Here is a 15,548-nt window from a genome sequence, read left to right as displayed (position 1 = left end):
CGGTATTGCGTGCCCCCAACGGGATTCGAACCCGTGCTACCGCCTTGAAAGGGCGGCGTCCTAGGCCGCTAGACGATGAGGGCTATCGGCCCGCCTGGGCGCTTCGCAGCGCGTCGGGGACGTGAGAAGCATATGGGATGGCGGGAGGTATCGCCAAAACGGTTTACGGAGACCTTCGGGGGCGGCGCACGGGGCCTCGCCCGCGCCTGGGACGGCCGGTGGGTCGGTCGGTGGGGCGGCTGGAGGGTCGGTCGGTGGGACGGCCGGTGGGGCTGCCGGTGGGGCGGTTCGCCGGGGGGCCCAACGCGGTGGACTCCGGCTCGGCCGGGTCGGACGCCGGGTCGTACGCCGGGTCGGGGGTCGCGGTGGTCGCCGGGTCGCCGTCCGACGGGGTGTCCGTGGGGGACGGGGTCGCTCCGGGCCGGTTCTCCTTCGGGAGGTGGCGGCTGACCTCGGCCGTGGTCAGGCCCAGACCGCCCAGCCGGATCTCGTCCCACGCCTGGAGCCGGCGGCTGTCGCGGTCGAAGTAGAGGATCGACGTCTCGATGGGGTCCGGGTTCTTGCGCTCGATCGCCCGCAGCCCGCTGCCGCCGGTCGTGCCCTCGATCCGCAGCCGGGTCCCGTACGGCATGACCTCCATCTCCTGGTGGTGGAGATGGCCCGCCAGCACCAGCGGCACCTCGCCGTCCGTCTCCCTGGCCGCCCGCGGCTCATGGACCACCGCCACGTCCACCGGCTTGCCCGCCTGCCGGTGGTCCCGCAGCGCCGAGGCGAACCGGGCGCCCGACAGGGTCTGCGCCTGTTTGCCGCCCTGGGACGTCGAGCGGTCCGGGGTGAACGCCGGGTCGCCGATGCCCGCGAAGCGCAGCCCGGCCACCTCCACCGCCCGCCCCTCGTCCAGGACGTGCACGTTCTTCAGCCCCTCCAGGTACTCCTGGGTGAGGGTCGAGTCATGGTTGCCGCGCACCCAGACGTAGGGCGCCCCCAGATCCTCGATCGGGTCCAGGAAGCCGTTCTCGGCGGCCGAGCCGTGGTCCATCGTGTCGCCCGAGTCCACGATCACATTCACCTTGTACTGCTCCACCAGCGAGGAGATGATCTTCCAGCTCGCCGGGTTGAGATGGATGTCGGAGACATGCAGCACCCGGATCGTGGACGGGTCGGGCGCGTACGCGGGGAGCGTGGAGGTGGCGTCGTAGAGCTTGGTCACATTGGTCACCAGCCGGGCCAGTTCCTTCTGGTACACGTCGAACTCGGTGACGATGCTGCGCGCGTTGCCGACCAGCGAGGGCGCGGAGGACAGCAGCCCGGAGAAGCGTGGCTCCAGGACCGACTTCGGGTTCCAGGTGGCGTACGCCGTCCCGCCCGCGGCCCCCAGCAGCGCCAGCGCGAGACCGCCGGAGGCCAGGGCGCGGCGCGGACGGCGGTAGACGACCAGGCCGAGCGCGGTGGCACCGGCGACCACGGCCACACAGGAGCGCACGGCCAGGTCGAGGGCGCCGCGGCCGACGTCCTGCGCCACCTCGTCCTGGAGACCGGACAGCCGCTCGGGGTGATCGACCAGAGCCTGGGAGCGGACCGGGTCGAGCTGATCGACGTTGACGTCCAGCCGGACCGGCGCGACATGGCTGTCCAGCTCCAGCGCGCCCAGCGGGGAGACATTGATCTTCGTGCCGCCGGCGGCGGAGGGCCGCAGGGTCATGGTCGTGTCCATCGGGCCGACCGGGACCCGTACGTCGCCGACGACCAGCAGCCCGAGCCAGGCGCCGAGCAGCACCACCGCCGTCAGACCCAGCGCCCGGGCCCAGGGGTGCGGCTGCGGGACCAGTTCGAGGACCGGCTGGGGGCGGGCGCCGCGCCGTTCCCGCGCGCGACGGGGGCGCGAGGGGCGGGTGACGACACGGTTCAGTGCGCTCCGTGCGGCGGCTAGGACGCGGGCCATTGATCCCCTATGCCCGTGTTCGTGGGTGGGTATGCGACGCCGTATGGGGCCTCTGCGGGGCCCGGGGCGGGTGTGGGGCGGGTGTGGGGCGGGGTGCGGGGGCGCGGGGCGGGTGCGGGGCCCGGGGCGGGTGCGGTGTGCGGGGCGTGGGGCGGGTGCGTGGCTCAGCCCCAGCCCAGTTCGTGGAGGCGTTCGTCCTCGATGCCGAAGTGGTGGGCGACCTCGTGGATGACGGTCACGGCGACCTCGTGGACCACCTCCTCGGGGGTCGCGCAGTACCGCAGGGTGGGGCCCATGTAGATGCTGATGCGGTCCGGGAGCACGCCCGCGTACCACTCGCCGCGCTCGGTGAGCGGGGTGCCCTCGTACAGGCCCAGCAGCTCGGGATCGTCGGCCGGTGGCTCGTCCTCCACGAACACGGCCACATTGTCCATGACCCGCGTCAGCTCCGGCGGGATCCGGTCCAGGGCCTCACTCACCAGTTCTTCGAACGCCTCGCGTGTCATCTCCAGCACACCGCCATTGTCCGTGACCGGAGGCGGAAACGGGGGCGTGGGCGAGTGCGGATGTGCGGGGCGGGCGCGTGTCCTCCTGCGGGCGGCGGGAGTTGGGCACGTTGACTTCTTCACCCCTCGGAGGTGGCTTCCGTGCGCCCCATCTACCTTCCCGTCCGCCTGGCCGCGACGGTCGTGGCCGTCGCGGCGGCGGCCTCCGGCTGTATGAGCGTCGGTGACGACGAGGGCCGGCGGGCCAGGCCCTCGCAGTCGGCGGGGCAGTCGGGCGGTGCCGCTCCCGACGGCGGTGTGGTGGTGCCGGGCGCGGGCGCCGGGTACGGCGGTGAGGCGGGCGGTGTCTCCGACGTGCGCCGGGGCGGGGAGCACCGGGGCGGTAAGGACGCCGACGCGCCCGGTGCGGGGGAGCCCGGGGGGTCCGGGGCGCCGTCGGCGTCCGGCTCGGCCCGGCCCGGTGCCTCCGCGCCCGCGCCGGGCGGACCGGGACGTACGGTGCCGCCCGGCGACCCCGTCCCGCCCCGGCCGCTGCCGTCGCCGACCCGTACGCCCGAGCTGCCCGAGCCGCCGGAGCCCAGCCCGGAGCCGCCCACCTCCGAGCCGACCCAGGCCGAGCCGTCGTCCTCGGCCCACGAACAGCCCCGCGCCCAGCTGGCCCAACGGGAGCCGGCGCCGGAGGCGGGGGTGAGGGCGGGGGTCCCGCGGGCCGCCCTGCCCTCCCGATTTGCCTAGCGCCCCATGGGGTGCGTATGGTGGTAGATCGTTTGATCCCATTTGCCCGGCGCCACTTGCAGAGCGCGCCGTGTGGCGCGTTCTCTCCCTTGCCGTGGCTGACCGCATTGAGGCGGTCGTGGTGCGAATCACGGAGTTGACGGGCGCGTGCCGACGAGACTCCGGAAGGTTTCGCATTCGCATGTCCATTTTCCCTGCCGACAACGTCGTGCTGTCCGAGGGCGAGGCGCCCGAGGCGACCGACACCCCCCAGGCCGCGCAGGTCACCCAGGCCGTAGAGGCCACCGACGTCGCCGATGCGGCGACGGAGACCACCGAGGCACCCGAGGTGTCCGAGGTCACTGAGGCTCCCAAGGCGTCCGAGCCTGCTGAGCCCTCCGAGCCTTCTGAGAAGCGCGAGGCGTCCGACGCCGCCGAGGCATCCGAGACCCCTGAGGCTTCAGCGGCCCCCGAGACCCCCGAAGTCACCTTCGCCTCTCTCGGGCTGCCCGACGGTGTCGTGCGCAAGCTCGCGCAGAACGGCGTGACCGTGCCCTTCCCGATCCAGGCCGCGACCATCCCGGACGCCCTGGCCGGCAAGGACATCCTGGGACGGGGCCGTACCGGCTCCGGCAAGACCCTCTCCTTCGGTCTGCCGACCCTCGCCACCCTCGCCGGTGGCCGCACCGAGCGGAAGAAGCCCCGCGCGGTCATCCTCACCCCGACCCGTGAGCTGGCGATGCAGGTCGCCGACGCGCTCCAGCCCTACGGCGACGTCCTCGGCCTGAAGATGAAGGTCGTCTGCGGCGGTACGTCCATGGGCAACCAGATCTACGCCCTGGAGAAGGGCGTCGACATCCTCGTCGCCACCCCGGGCCGCCTCCGCGACATCATCAACCGCGGTGCCTGCTCTCTTGAGCACGTGCAGATCGCCGTCCTGGACGAGGCCGACCAGATGTCCGACCTGGGCTTCATGCCCGAGGTCACCGAACTGCTCGACCAGGTCCCGGCCGGCGGCCAGCGCATGCTGTTCTCCGCCACCATGGAGAACGAGATCCAGACCCTGGTCAGCCGCTACCTCAACGCCCCCGTCTCGCACGAGGTGGACGCGGCGCAGGGCGCGGTGACGACCATGTCGCACCACATCCTGATCGTGAAGCCCAAGGACAAGGCGCCGGTCACCGCCGCGATCGCCTCCCGCAAGGGCCGCACCATCATCTTCGTCCGCACCCAGCTCGGCGCCGACCGGGTGGCCGAGCAGCTCCGTGACGCCGGTGCCCGCGCCGACGCGCTGCACGGCGGAATGACCCAGGGCGCCCGCACCCGCACCCTGGCCGACTTCAAGGACGGCTACGTCAACGTCCTCGTCGCCACCGATGTCGCCGCGCGCGGTATCCACGTCGACGGCATCGACCTGGTCCTGAACGTGGACCCGGCCGGTGACCACAAGGACTACCTGCACCGCGCGGGCCGTACGGCCCGGGCCGGCCGCACCGGGACGGTCGTGTCGCTGGCGCTTCCGCACCAGCGCCGCCAGATCTTCCGGCTGATGGAGGACGCGGGCGTCGACGCCTCGCGCCACCTCATCCAGGGCGCCGGTGCCTTCGACCCCGAGGTCGCCGACATCACCGGTGCGCGTTCGATGACCGAGGTGCAGGCCGAGTCCGCCGGGAACGCCGCCCAGCAGGCCGAGCGCGATGTCGCCCAGCTGACCAAGCAGCTGGAGCGGGCGCAGCGCCGGGCCAACGAGCTGCGCGACGAGGCGGACCGGCTGGTCGCCCGGGTGGCGCGGGAGCGCGGCGAGGACCCGGAGACGGCGGTCGCCGAGGCGCAGGCCCAGACGCAGGCCCAGACGCAGGGCCAGGACCAGAACCCGGCGTCGGGCGAGTCCGCCGTGGCGGCGGTCGCCGAGGTGCCGGTGTCGGTGCCGGAGCAGCCGGTGGCCCGGGAGCGCGAGCGCGAGTCGGAGCGGCCGGCGCAGACGTCGTCGTACGACCGTCGGGACGACCGTGGCAGCCGTGGGTTCGAGCGGCGCGACGACCGTGGGGGCCGCCCCTACGAGCGGCGCGACGACCGCCGCGGCGACAACCGTGACCGTGACCGTGATCGCGACCGGGACCGTGGTGGTTTCCGGCGCGAGGAGCGCAACGACCGGGGCGACCGTGCGCCGCGTTCCTTCGAGCGTCGTGACGACCGCCGTGACGACCGGCGTGACGACCGTGGTGGCCGCAGCTTCGAGCGGCGTGACGACCGCGGCGGGTTCCGCCGTGACGACCGGGGCGGGTTCCGGCGCGACGAGCGCAACGACCGTGGTGAGCGGGGCGACCGGGGCGACCGCGCGCCGCGTTCGTACGAGCGTCGCGACGACCGGCGGGACGACCGCCGCGACGACCGCCGTGACGACCGTGGTGGCCGCAGCTTCGAGCGGCGTGACGACCGGGGCGGGTTCCGCCGCGACGACCGGCCGGCGCGTCCCTTCGAGCGCCGGGACGAGCGGGGCGGGCACCGCGGCAGCGACCGCCCGTTCAACCGTGACCGGCAGGGCGACCGCCCCGGCTTCCGGTCGGGCGGGCACGAGCGGCCGTACGGGCGCCGTGACGACCACCGGGGCACCGGCGGTTCCTTCCAGCGCCGCGACGACAAGCCGCGCTGGAAGCGCAACGGCTGACCGGACGGGTTGGCTGAAAAACTCCGTCACGATGTGATGCATGTCACGCCCCCAGCGAGGGAATTGCTGGGGGCATGACAGTTGAGGGCAAGGCGAGCGGGCCCAGTGACGAGGAACGGCTGGCCCAACTCGGTTACACGCAGGTGCTCGCCCGGCGGATGTCGGGTTTCTCCAACTACGCGGTCTCGTTCACCATCATCTCGGTGCTCTCCGGCTGCATGACGCTGTATCTGTTCGGGATGAACACCGGCGGCCCCGCGGTGATCACCTGGGGCTGGGTCGTGGTCGGCCTGATGACGCTGTTCGTCGGGCTGGCGATGGCCGAGATCTGCTCGGCCTATCCGACCTCCGCGGGCCTGTACTTCTGGGCGCACCGGCTGGCCCCGGCGCGTACGGCGGCGGCCTGGGCGTGGTTCACGGGCTGGTTCAACGTGCTCGGGCAGGTCGCGGCGACCGCGGGCATCGACTTCGGGGCGGCGTCCTTCCTCGGCGCCTATCTGAACCTCCAGTTCGGCTTCGAGGTGACCCCCGGCCGGACGATGCTCCTCTTCGCCGCGATCCTGCTGCTGCACGGGCTGCTGAACAGCTTCGGCGTGCGGATCGGCGCCGTGCTGAACAGCATCAGCGTGTGGTGGCACGTTCTCGGCGTGGCGGTGATCGTCGGCGCGCTGGCCTTTGTGCCCGACCACCATCAGTCCGCGTCCTTCGTCTTCGGCGAGTTCGTGAACAACACGGGCTGGGGCAGCGCGGTGTACGTCGTCCTGCTGGGGCTGCTGATGGCGCAGTACACCTTCACGGGGTACGACGCCTCGGCGCACATGACGGAGGAGACGCACGACGCGTCGACGGCGGGCCCGAAGGGCATCGTCCGCGCGATCTGGACCTCCTGGATCGCGGGGCTCGTCCTCCTGCTCGGCTTCACCTTCGCGATCCAGTCCTACGAGGGGGCGCTCGCGTCGCCGACGGGGGTGCCGCCGGCCCAGATCCTGCTGGACGCGCTCGGCGCTGCGGCGGGCAAGACACTGCTTCTGGTGATCATCGGGGCGCAGTTGTTCTGCGGCATGGCGTCGGTGACGGCGAACAGCCGCATGATCTACGCCTTCTCCCGCGACGGCGCGCTGCCGTTCTCCCGGGTGTGGCACACCGTGAGCCCCCGCACCCGCACCCCCGTCGCCGCGGTGTGGCTGGCGGCGGGCGGCGCGCTGCTCCTGGGCCTGCCCTACCTGATCAATGTCACCGCGTACGCGGCGGTGACGTCCATCGCGGTGATCGGCCTCTACCTCTCCTACGTCATCCCGACCCTGCTCCGGCTCCGCAAGGGCGACGCCTTCGCACGCGGCCCGTGGCACCTGGGCCGCTGGTCCCGCCCGATCGGCATCGTCGCCGTCGCCTGGGTCGGCGTCATCACCGTCCTCTTCATGCTCCCCCAGGTCTCCCCGGTCACCTGGGAGACCTTCAACTACGCCCCCGTCGCCGTCCTGGTCGTCCTGGGCTTCGCGGCGACCTGGTGGACCGTCTCGGCCCGGCACTGGTTCCTCAAGCCGACGGCACCGGGGCCCGACGGCGACCCCGCCCGCACACAGCCGGAGCCGGAGCCGGCGGACCTGCTCGATCCCTAGGGCACGCCCGGACCGCGGGGGACGACGGGCCGTGTCCCGATACCCGATCGGAGACCCGGCCCGCTCCGGCTATGCTCGGGGAGGCAACATCACGCACCACCGCGTGGGCCCTTAGCTCAATTGGCAGAGCAGTGGACTTTTAATCCATTGGTTGTGGGTTCGAGTCCCACAGGGCCTACCACACGACCCCAGGTCAGAGGACATCTGACCTGGGGTCGACGCCGTTTTCCGGGGCCGGATGAGTGTCTGCTGGCCCGCTGCTGGCCCGAGGGTCCGGGCTGAACGCGAAACGGCTCCAGCCAGACCTGGAGTTCTGGCTGGAGCCGTTCGACTCCCCTTCCCAGGGAGGGGGAGTGGGCGGCTGCTCCTCACGGAACAACTGCCCTCCCCGCGGTCAGTGGCCTCTCCGGGCAACCGCCTGCCCTACCACCTTCCGCGGGAGACCAAGAGCCGTCTGTGCCATCACTCCGGGGTGCTGGCGAATGAGGGACGGACGGCTGCTGCTCCCTCCGCCCGGGGCTCTCTCGTCCGCCGGGCGGAGGGGCGCTCATGAAGACCGAACGTTGCGCACGCACCCGCACGGCTGGCGGGCGCGGAGTGTTCGGGCACTGTGCGGGGCTCCGGGGGCCGGAGGGTTGGACGCCCGGCGCTTCCCTGTACCGGGCGCTAAGACGTTCAGCACCGACCGTACGAGCTTTTGGGCGATGTGCATGGCCTTCAGCTCCTTTGAGGCTGGTGGTCAGGGCCCGGGCGGCGCATCGGAGAGAGGGCAGCGAGGACGTACAGGGCGCGGCCGTCGGGGCAGTAGCGGCGGGCGGAGCAGCGCGGGCAGACGCTCCTGTGGATGTGGTGCACCCGGGTCGCCTCGCGTGTCGTGCAGGTGTGGCAGCCGCGGGGCCGCCATCCCTGCATGTGGCCGTCGATGGCGCTCGTCCGGGGCCCCAGGTCCACGACGGCCGGCTGGTCGCACCACACGCAGTGCTGCCCGGTGAGTTGCTCGGCGGTCAGTTCTGTGGTGCGGGGGACGGGGAGGAATTCGGCGGGGTTCATCGGCGGCGCGGGTCGTGCCCGCCGTGCGCTTCCAGCGGGCAGCGCAGCGCGTACGGGAGCGAGTCGCCCGGGTCGCTGTCGTCCTCGGTGTGGGCGGGCGTCAGCGCCTCCAGGTCCACCGGCATGACCGTGCCCGCCCCGCATATCCGCCGCTCGTGCGCTTCAGGTGCCGTCGGCATGTCACACCTCCCGCCCACGCCACGACAGGCCGCGCCACGAGAGGCCGCCCGTGTCGCGGCAGCGCGCACACCGGCATGGCGGCCACGCCTGAGAGACATCCGAGAGCGGACCCGGGATTGCCCGGTAGGTGCGTCGCTCGACCGGGCCCTTCGGCTTGCAGTCCGCACCGACCCGGTACGTCTCGATCGTCATCCGCGACCTGCCCGGAGCGGGCTTGGTACCCGCGTTCACCGCTCCCCCTCCGCACCCTGCCTGTGGCAGGGGCAAGGGCAGCGCGGGACGAGCACCGCACCCCCGCCGTGGGGCAGCGGCACGTCCTTCGTCTGTCGGCAGTCGTCATGCAGGCGCTCGTACTCCGGCCGCGCGGCAGCCAGCGCGCACTCCGCCGACCGGTGCCCCTCTACGGTGGGCCCGCTCATCGCACGGCCCCCCTCGCGCCGACCACATGCCGGTCCAGGTCGATGCCGAAGTCAGTGGCGAGTACCAGGATGGTGCGCCGTCGGGCCTGACGTGCCCTCTCGCGCTCTCGTTCGGCGGCGATCAGGTAGGGGCGGATGAGGGCCGTACCCGCGCCGTCGAGCGGCTCGTGCAGACCGTAGGGCGAACGGGGCACACGAACTCGCGGGGCGGCCGGGTGGGCAGCGCCCGCGCATTGCGGGGACGGGGCGGGGGCCGGACGGGAACCCGCCCGCCGCCTCCCCGGACCAGGCGCTAAGACCTGTAGCAGCTTCCGTACACACGTGTGGATAAACTTCACGATGTCGACCTGCACTCTCAGGTTGGCCACGCCCCCGGACCGGTCGGACGGTCGCGGGGGTCTACGGCGTGGGCTCCATCGTGAGGCCCCCTCAGGCGCGAATGACCGACTGAAGTGCAGACAGCTGAGACGTCAGGGCGCTAGCTTCAAAAGCGTCCAAATGTCCTCAGGGGGAGCCTTGAACACGACCTTACGATCAGCTATGGATTCCGCCGGACTCTCTCCACGACAACTCGCACTGCGGGTGGGAGTCTCAGGGAAGACAGTGGAACGCTGGATCGCCGACGACGAGTTGATCCCGCATGCCAGGAACAGGGAAGACGCCTCTCAGGCACTGGGAGTTGAGGCAGACATGCTGTGGCCCAAGGCCGTCAGGGAGCGGATCAAGACGGGCGGGGACCGAGAAGTGGTCCAAACCTACCCGTACCGGTCTGCTTGCCCATCGACGGTCTGGTCTGAGCTAATTGCAGGAGCATCTGAGGACCTGCTCTTCGGCGGATACACCAACTACTTCCTGTGGACTCAGGTCCCAGCGTTCTCAGGGATTCTGCGTCAGAAAGCGGACGCCGGATGTCGAGTGCGTTTTCTGCTTGGCGATCCCGACGGGGACGTCACCAGGCAGCGTGAGCGGATCGAGGACGTTGCGCTCACCGTGTCCACACGCATCCGCATGTCCTTGGAAGGGCTGGCCAACCTGCGTGAGGTGCAGGGCATCGAGGTCCGCTACTCGGCTCCGGAGGACGCGATGAACCATGTGTCGCTGTCCGTCTTCCGCTTCGATGACGAGGCCCTCGTCACGCCTCACTTGGCGCGCCTAGTGGGTCACGATTCGCCGCTCATGCATGTACGGCGTCGTGCCCAGGGGGGCCTGTTCGATCGCTTTGCCGAGCACGCGGAAGAACTCTGGAGCCGCAGCGTCCAGCTGGCGGACGGGCAGGCTGCCCCTCCGTCAGGTCGACCTCCTCGGGCATAGGAAGTTGTGGGCGATAGGCCCGCAACTGGAGCAGACAGCAAAGTCAGCGTGGCAGTGTGCGAATCCGGGTTGTTTTATGACAGTGATTCACACGCCCCAGGACATGACGAATCGCCGCCTGCACAGCCCGCTCGCGGCGGGGCTGTACAAGGGGGCGTGACGGTTCAATTTGGGCCGATCATCGGCGTGACCCCCGCTCATGCTCCGCATGTGGCCAAGATGCTCTCCCAGCGCGCGGCGGAGGGGGTCCGCGTACGTCTGTTGCTTCGGCGACCCCGACCGTCAGGCGGTCGCGATCCGAGGCCGCGGTCGCGCGCGGGTAGGTGCGCTTCGCTTCGCCCGGTTCTGGGCTGAGCGTGGGTGTCGGGCTCCTAGGGACGGCGCGGCCTGGTTGTGGTGGGGGTGGGTCGCGAGGCTGGGGTCATGAGCAGCAGCCATGACAGTGCCCTTGACGCGATCCTCGCCGACGACGGGCGGCCCGTCCTGTTCACCCGGGCGCGCATTCTGACGATGGACCCGTTGATCGGGACCATGAGCGGTGCCGATCTTCTGGTCCTCGGCGCGGTGGTGGTGGGGGTCGGTCCCGGCATCGTCACCGCCGCCGGGGACGACAACGCCATCGTGGTCGACTGCGCCGGGCTGATCATCGCCCCCGCCGTCGTGGACACCGTGGCGCTGGCGGGAGGCCGCGCGCACCGCTCGGAGCACGTCGCCACCCTGGCCCCGGGCAATGCCGCCGACTTCCTGGTGGTACCCGACGAACTCGCCGCCGACGTGCCGAGCGCGACGGCCGTACTGCTGACCCGGCCGGAGCGGGTCCGCGCGCTCGTCGCGGGCGGTCGGCCGGTCCTTTGGGACGGCGTCGATGTGCCCGGGCGGGGCAGTGTCCCCGGGGCCGATGTGCCCGGGCGGGCCGGTGTTCCCGGGGCCGGTGTGCCCGAGGTAGGTGTCCCCGAGGTCGGTGGGCCGGTCGGGAGTCCGCGTCTCGGTGTCTGGGTCGACCGGAGCGGGTTCCTGCATCAGGAACTCACTGCCGACGGACGCTACGACGAGACCCGCGGCGGACGCCCGCACGCCTACCAAGGCCGGTACTGGATCGACGGCGACCGCATCGACTACCTGGACGACCTCGGCTTCTGGGCCTACGGCGAGTTCCGGGGCGACGAACTGCACCACGCGGGCTACGTCATGAAGCTCGGCTGAGCAGGCCCCCAAACCCCCCAGACCCCCAGGCCCCCTAATCCCGCTAGGCCCCCAGGCCCGCACGCCCGCTAGGCCCCCCCAGGCCCCAGGCTCCCAGGCGCCCTAATCCCGCTAGGCCCCCAGCCCCCTAATCCCGCTGGCCCCCAGGCCCCCAGGCCCGCACGCCCGCTAGGCCCCCCCAGGCCCCCCAGGCCCCAGGCCCCCCAGACCCCCATCCCCCTTCCCGGGTTCTTTCCGTCCGTTCCTTCATCGCCAAGGGAGATTCCCATGGATGTCCACGGCATCACCGGTGCCGCCGTGCTTGAGCAGGTGCGGCGGCGGCCCGCTCACCGGCGGCGGGTTCTGTTCAGCGGCGGGACCGTCGTCACGATGGACCCCGCGCTCGGCGTCATCGACGGCGGTGACCTCCTGGTCGAGGGGGACACCATCACCGCGGTCGGTCGCGGGCTCGACGCCGGTGACGGCGCCGTCGTCGTGGACGTCGGTGGTGCGATCCTCGTGCCCGGCTTCGTCGACACCCACCGGCACGCCTGGCAGACCCAGTTGCGTCGGATCATGCCAGATGTCGACGACCTCGGCGGCTACGTCACGGCCACCCTGGCCGGGCATGCCCGGGTCTACCGGCCCGAGGACATGTACACCGGCACCAGACTGGCCGCGCTCAGCGCGATCGACAGCGGCATCACGACCATGCTCGACTTCTCCCACAACTCCCGGACCCGCGAGCACACGGACGCCGCGATCGAGGCACTCCTCGCCACCGGCATCCGCGGGGTGCACGCCTCCATGGGCCCGCACTTCGGCGACTGGGACCGGCAGTGGCCCGGCGACCTGGCCCGGGTCAAGGACCGGTACTTCAGCAGCGACGACCAGTTGCTCACCCTCCGGCTGGCCGCCCTGGCCACGGACGAGATCGCCGGACCGCTGCTCGCCTACGGCCCCGGACTCGCCCGTACCGCACAGGAGTTGGGCATCGGGGTGAGCGTCGACGCCGTCTTCGGCACGGCCTCCTCCGAAGCGGTGCTGCGCTGGGCCGCGAACAACGTCCTCGGCCCCGACGTCACGCTCATCCACGCCACCGGGCTGACCTCCGACGCCTGGCGGGCGGTGGGGGAGACCGGCACCACCGTGGCCCTCGCGCCGACCTCCGACGCGCAGATCGGTCTGGAGACCGCGATCCCCGCCGTCGACGAGGCCCTCGCCGCCGGGGTCCGCCCCGGACTCAGCATCGACGTCGAAGTCGCCCTCGCCGGCGACATGTTCACCCAGATGCGGGCCCTGCACGCCATCCAGCGCATGCGCGCGGTCAACGCCGCCTACGGCACCGACCGGCAGCCCGCCCGTATCACCACCCGCGACGTCCTGGACTTCGCCACCCTCCAGGGCGCCCGCACCAACGGGCTCGCCGGCCTCACCGGCTCCCTCACCCCGGGCAAGAAGGCCGACCTCCTCGTCGTCCAGGCCGAGGACCTCAACAACATGCCGCTCAACGACCCCATCGGCACCGTCGTCCTGGGCTCCGACGCCCGCAACATCAGCGCCGTCCTCATCGACGGCGAGCCCCGTAAATGGGACGGCCGGGTTCTCGATGTCGACCTCGCCGCCCTGCGCGCCGAGGTCCACGCCTCTCGCGCCCATCTGCTCGCGCCGGAGAATCGTCCCGGCCTCGGGTGACTCCCCCTGCCGCAGCCGCCCGGGCGGGAAATGGGTTGCGGATCGGTGGGGGCGGGCGCGGAGGATGGGGGCGTGCGCGTGGGAGTCGTGGGGCTGAGGATGGGGCTCCACCTGGCGGGATGGTGCCGTCGGGTGGGCATGGACGTGGTCGCGGTGTGCGACCGCGATCCCGGGCGGCGGGCGGCGGCACGGGAGGAACTTCCCGATGCCGCGGTGCTGGAGGAGTGGCCCGAACTGCTGGAGCGGCGGCTGGACGCGGTCGTGCTCGCCCATGACTTCGATCAGCACGCGGCGCCCGCCATCGCCTTCCTGGAGCGCGGGGTGCATGTGCTGTCCGAGTCCGCGGCCTGTGTGAGCCACGCGGAAGGGCTCGCGCTCATCGAGGCGGCGGACCGTTCGACGGCGACGTACTCCTTCGCCGAGAACTACGTCGTCCATCCCCACGTCCGGCTTCTGCGGCAGGCCGTCGCCGCCGGGGAACTGGGGCGGGTCAGCCTGATCGAGGCCGACTACCTGCACGGCATGTCGCCGCAGCAGGTGCACGCGCTGACGGGCGACCCCGCGCACTGGCGCGGACGGATCGCGCCGACGGCGTACTGCACCCACACCCTGTCCCCGGTGCTGGCGCTCACGGACGCCTGGCCGGTGGAGGTGTCGGCGTTCGTGGTGGACGAGGAGCACGCCCGTGGGGCCGTCGTCATGACCACCCGCCTGTCCTCGGGCGCGCTGGCCGTCACCCGGCACGGGTTCTTGCAGGGCGAGCCCGACAGCCACTGGAGCTGGGTCTCCGTGCGCGGGACGCGCGGGCTGGCCGAGTCGGTGCGGGCGGGCGGTGAGCGGGCCTGGGCAGTGCGGTTCCGCACCGAGGCGTGGGCCGCGCCGGACGGCGGCACCCGGGACGAGGAACGGCTTCCGGACCGGCTGCTGCTGGACGGAGAGGCCGTGGAGCGGCGGGTTGAGGGGACCGTACGGATGCTTCAGGCGTTCCGCGCCACCGTGGAGGAGGGCCGGCCGCCGCTGGTCCCCGTACGAGCCGCCGTGGCTGCCTCGCTGGTGGGGGTCGTGGGGGCGGAGTCGCTCGCTAAGGGGTCCCGTCCGGTACGGCTTCCCGGGCTTCCGGGGATCGGGCGGAGCTGAACGCCGTCGCCAGATGGGCCAGGAGGGACGCGGTGGCCGGGTGGGGGGAGCGGTGCGGGGTGATGGCGTAGATCCCGCGCGTCGGGGGATCCACCAACCGCACCGTGGTGACGTCGGTCCGCAGCGCCGGGGTCAGTGATCCGGGGATCAGGGCGATCGCGTGGCCGGTCGCGACCAGCGCCGTCTTGCCGGGCAGGTCGGCGGCGACGAGGTCGATCCGGGCCGTGACACCGGCGCGGGCCGCGTGCCGGCGCAGCAGGGCCGCCGAGCCGTCGTTGTCCTCGACCCAGCTCTCGTCGGCGAGGCGCGCGACGGGAAGCGGGCCGCTCCCGGCCAGCGGATGTCCGACGGGCAGGACGACGACCATCTCGTCCGTGCCGAGGAACCGTTGCCCGACCCGGGGGTCATGGGGCAGCCCCGGGGGCGCGTCGGTGACCACGGCGACATCGAGCCGACCCGTGGAGACCCGTTCGTGCAGGTCACCGCTGAGTCCGGAGGTCAGGGTCCAGGGGAGGGGACCGACCCCGCCGCTCGAATCGCCTTTGCCCGGACGGCCGGTTCCCGGACGGCCGGTTCCCGGATGGCCGTTGCCCGGATGGCCGTTGCCCGGGAGGCCATGGTTCGGAAGGCCATGGTCCGGAAGGTCATAGCCCGGAAGGTCATGGTTCGGGAGGCCATGGTCCGGAAGGTTATGGTTCGGAAGGCCGTCGTCCAATAGTCGGCGTACGGCGGTGGGTACGATCCCGGCCGCCAGCGACGGGGTCGCGCCGACGGTGAGCGGGCGGACGAACGCCCCGTCGCGCAGGTCCCGTACGGCCCGTACGGCGCGGTCGGCCTCGTCCAGGGCGATCAGGGCGTGATGGTGGAACACCTCCCCGGCCGGGGTCGGGCGGACGCCGCGCACCTGGCGGTGGATCAGCTCGGTGCCCAGCCGCCGTTCCAGCCCGGCGATCTGACGGGAGACGGCGGACTGGGTGTAGCCGAGTTCATCGGCCGCCGCCGACAGCGAGCCGAGCCGGTACACCGTCACGAACGTCCGCCACACCGTCAGGTCCATGGCAGGAGTATGCCGGGGATGGGCAGCCGGGTATGCGTGTGCGGCATGGTTGCTCTGCCTGATCTGCG

Annotated in this window: 13 protein-coding genes and 2 tRNA genes; 8 read left to right on the top strand and 7 right to left on the bottom strand. The window is 72.0% G+C overall.

Annotation, left to right across the window (positions count from 1 at the left end; translation table 11 throughout):
* Positions 1–10: 10 nt before the first annotated feature.
* The 3 genes from ACIQNG_RS19140 to ACIQNG_RS19130 all read right to left on the bottom strand — a co-directional run bounded on the left by ACIQNG_RS19140 (position 11) and on the right by ACIQNG_RS19130 (position 2,457).
* Positions 11–83 (bottom strand) — tRNA-Glu (locus ACIQNG_RS19140).
* Between the two features lie 80 nt (positions 84–163).
* On the bottom strand, positions 164–1,942 hold the full coding sequence (locus ACIQNG_RS19135) for a metallophosphoesterase (RefSeq protein WP_401486374.1): 1,779 nt from the start codon (positions 1,940–1,942) through the stop codon (positions 164–166).
* Positions 1,943–2,106: 164 nt separating this feature from the next.
* Positions 2,107–2,457: a metallopeptidase family protein gene (locus tag ACIQNG_RS19130; RefSeq protein WP_401436952.1), complete on the bottom strand. Its 351-nt coding sequence runs from the start codon at positions 2,455–2,457 to the stop codon at positions 2,107–2,109.
* 132 nt (positions 2,458–2,589) lie between these two features.
* Between ACIQNG_RS19130 and ACIQNG_RS19125 the strand changes: the two genes are divergently transcribed.
* From ACIQNG_RS19125 to ACIQNG_RS19110, 4 genes are all read left to right on the top strand, one after another.
* The gene (locus ACIQNG_RS19125; protein ID WP_401436950.1) at positions 2,590–3,183 is read left to right on the top strand and encodes a hypothetical protein; all 594 of its coding nucleotides are present in this window, start codon (positions 2,590–2,592) and stop codon (positions 3,181–3,183) included.
* Positions 3,184–3,364: 181 nt separating this feature from the next.
* Positions 3,365–5,830, top strand: a complete 2,466-nt coding sequence (locus ACIQNG_RS19120) for a DEAD/DEAH box helicase (RefSeq protein WP_401486372.1) — start codon at positions 3,365–3,367, stop codon at positions 5,828–5,830.
* A 74-nt stretch (positions 5,831–5,904) separates the two neighbouring features.
* On the top strand, positions 5,905–7,449 hold the full coding sequence (locus tag ACIQNG_RS19115; protein ID WP_401436946.1) for an amino acid permease: 1,545 nt from the start codon (positions 5,905–5,907) through the stop codon (positions 7,447–7,449).
* A 105-nt stretch (positions 7,450–7,554) separates the two neighbouring features.
* A tRNA-Lys gene (locus ACIQNG_RS19110) sits at positions 7,555–7,630 on the top strand.
* Between the two features lie 536 nt (positions 7,631–8,166).
* Here the strand turns inward: ACIQNG_RS19110 and ACIQNG_RS19105 are convergent.
* The 3 genes from ACIQNG_RS19105 to ACIQNG_RS19095 all read right to left on the bottom strand — a co-directional run bounded on the left by ACIQNG_RS19105 (position 8,167) and on the right by ACIQNG_RS19095 (position 9,292).
* Positions 8,167–8,499, bottom strand: a complete 333-nt coding sequence (locus ACIQNG_RS19105; RefSeq protein WP_401436943.1) for a hypothetical protein — start codon at positions 8,497–8,499, stop codon at positions 8,167–8,169.
* Complete coding sequence (locus ACIQNG_RS19100) at positions 8,496–8,678, bottom strand: hypothetical protein (protein ID WP_401486369.1); 183 nt, start codon at positions 8,676–8,678, stop codon at positions 8,496–8,498. Before ACIQNG_RS19100 ends, ACIQNG_RS19105 begins: the two co-directional genes overlap by 4 nt.
* 416 nt (positions 8,679–9,094) lie before the next feature.
* Positions 9,095–9,292, bottom strand: a complete 198-nt coding sequence (locus ACIQNG_RS19095) for a hypothetical protein (protein WP_401436938.1) — start codon at positions 9,290–9,292, stop codon at positions 9,095–9,097.
* 496 nt (positions 9,293–9,788) lie between these two features.
* On the opposite strand from ACIQNG_RS19095, the gene ACIQNG_RS19090 reads away from it, so the two are divergent.
* The 4 genes from ACIQNG_RS19090 to ACIQNG_RS19075 all read left to right on the top strand — a co-directional run bounded on the left by ACIQNG_RS19090 (position 9,789) and on the right by ACIQNG_RS19075 (position 14,423).
* Positions 9,789–10,409, top strand: coding sequence for a DUF5919 domain-containing protein (locus ACIQNG_RS19090; RefSeq protein ID WP_401486741.1), 621 nt, complete (start codon positions 9,789–9,791; stop codon positions 10,407–10,409).
* Between the two features lie 423 nt (positions 10,410–10,832).
* Positions 10,833–11,612, top strand: a complete 780-nt coding sequence (locus ACIQNG_RS19085) for an Atu4866 domain-containing protein (RefSeq protein ID WP_401486367.1) — start codon at positions 10,833–10,835, stop codon at positions 11,610–11,612.
* A gap of 267 nt (positions 11,613–11,879) precedes the next feature.
* Complete coding sequence (locus ACIQNG_RS19080) at positions 11,880–13,286, top strand: amidohydrolase family protein (protein WP_401486365.1); 1,407 nt, start codon at positions 11,880–11,882, stop codon at positions 13,284–13,286.
* A 72-nt stretch (positions 13,287–13,358) separates the two neighbouring features.
* Complete coding sequence (locus ACIQNG_RS19075) at positions 13,359–14,423, top strand: Gfo/Idh/MocA family protein (RefSeq protein WP_401486363.1); 1,065 nt, start codon at positions 13,359–13,361, stop codon at positions 14,421–14,423.
* On the opposite strand, the gene ACIQNG_RS19070 is transcribed toward ACIQNG_RS19075, so the two are convergent.
* Positions 14,368–15,480, bottom strand: coding sequence for a LysR family transcriptional regulator (locus ACIQNG_RS19070; protein WP_401486361.1), 1,113 nt, complete (start codon positions 15,478–15,480; stop codon positions 14,368–14,370). The two genes, ACIQNG_RS19075 and ACIQNG_RS19070, sit on opposite strands and share 56 nt — an antisense overlap.
* Positions 15,481–15,548: the final 68 nt, after the last annotated feature.

This window comes from Streptomyces sp. NPDC091377 (genome assembly GCF_044757045.1).
In the GTDB taxonomy this organism is placed as follows: Bacteria; Actinomycetota; Actinomycetes; order Streptomycetales; family Streptomycetaceae; genus Streptomyces.
This window is presented reverse-complemented; position numbering and strand designations above follow the sequence as displayed.

Excerpts from the sequence above, each read along its gene's own strand:
- ACIQNG_RS19080 (WP_401486365.1), top strand. The coding sequence starts at position 11,880 with ATGGATGTCCACGGCATCACCGGTGCCGCCGTGCTTGAGCAGGTGCGG.
- ACIQNG_RS19100 (WP_401486369.1), bottom strand. The coding sequence starts at position 8,678 with ATGCCGACGGCACCTGAAGCGCACGAGCGGCGGATATGCGGGGCGGGC.
- ACIQNG_RS19090 (WP_401486741.1), top strand. The coding sequence starts at position 9,789 with ATGCTGTGGCCCAAGGCCGTCAGGGAGCGGATCAAGACGGGCGGGGAC.
- ACIQNG_RS19120 (WP_401486372.1), top strand. The coding sequence starts at position 3,365 with ATGTCCATTTTCCCTGCCGACAACGTCGTGCTGTCCGAGGGCGAGGCG.
- ACIQNG_RS19135 (WP_401486374.1), bottom strand. The coding sequence starts at position 1,942 with ATGGCCCGCGTCCTAGCCGCCGCACGGAGCGCACTGAACCGTGTCGTC.
- ACIQNG_RS19105 (WP_401436943.1), bottom strand. The coding sequence starts at position 8,499 with ATGAACCCCGCCGAATTCCTCCCCGTCCCCCGCACCACAGAACTGACC.
- ACIQNG_RS19085 (WP_401486367.1), top strand. The coding sequence starts at position 10,833 with ATGAGCAGCAGCCATGACAGTGCCCTTGACGCGATCCTCGCCGACGAC.
- ACIQNG_RS19070 (WP_401486361.1), bottom strand. The coding sequence starts at position 15,480 with ATGGACCTGACGGTGTGGCGGACGTTCGTGACGGTGTACCGGCTCGGC.
- ACIQNG_RS19115 (WP_401436946.1), top strand. The coding sequence starts at position 5,905 with ATGACAGTTGAGGGCAAGGCGAGCGGGCCCAGTGACGAGGAACGGCTG.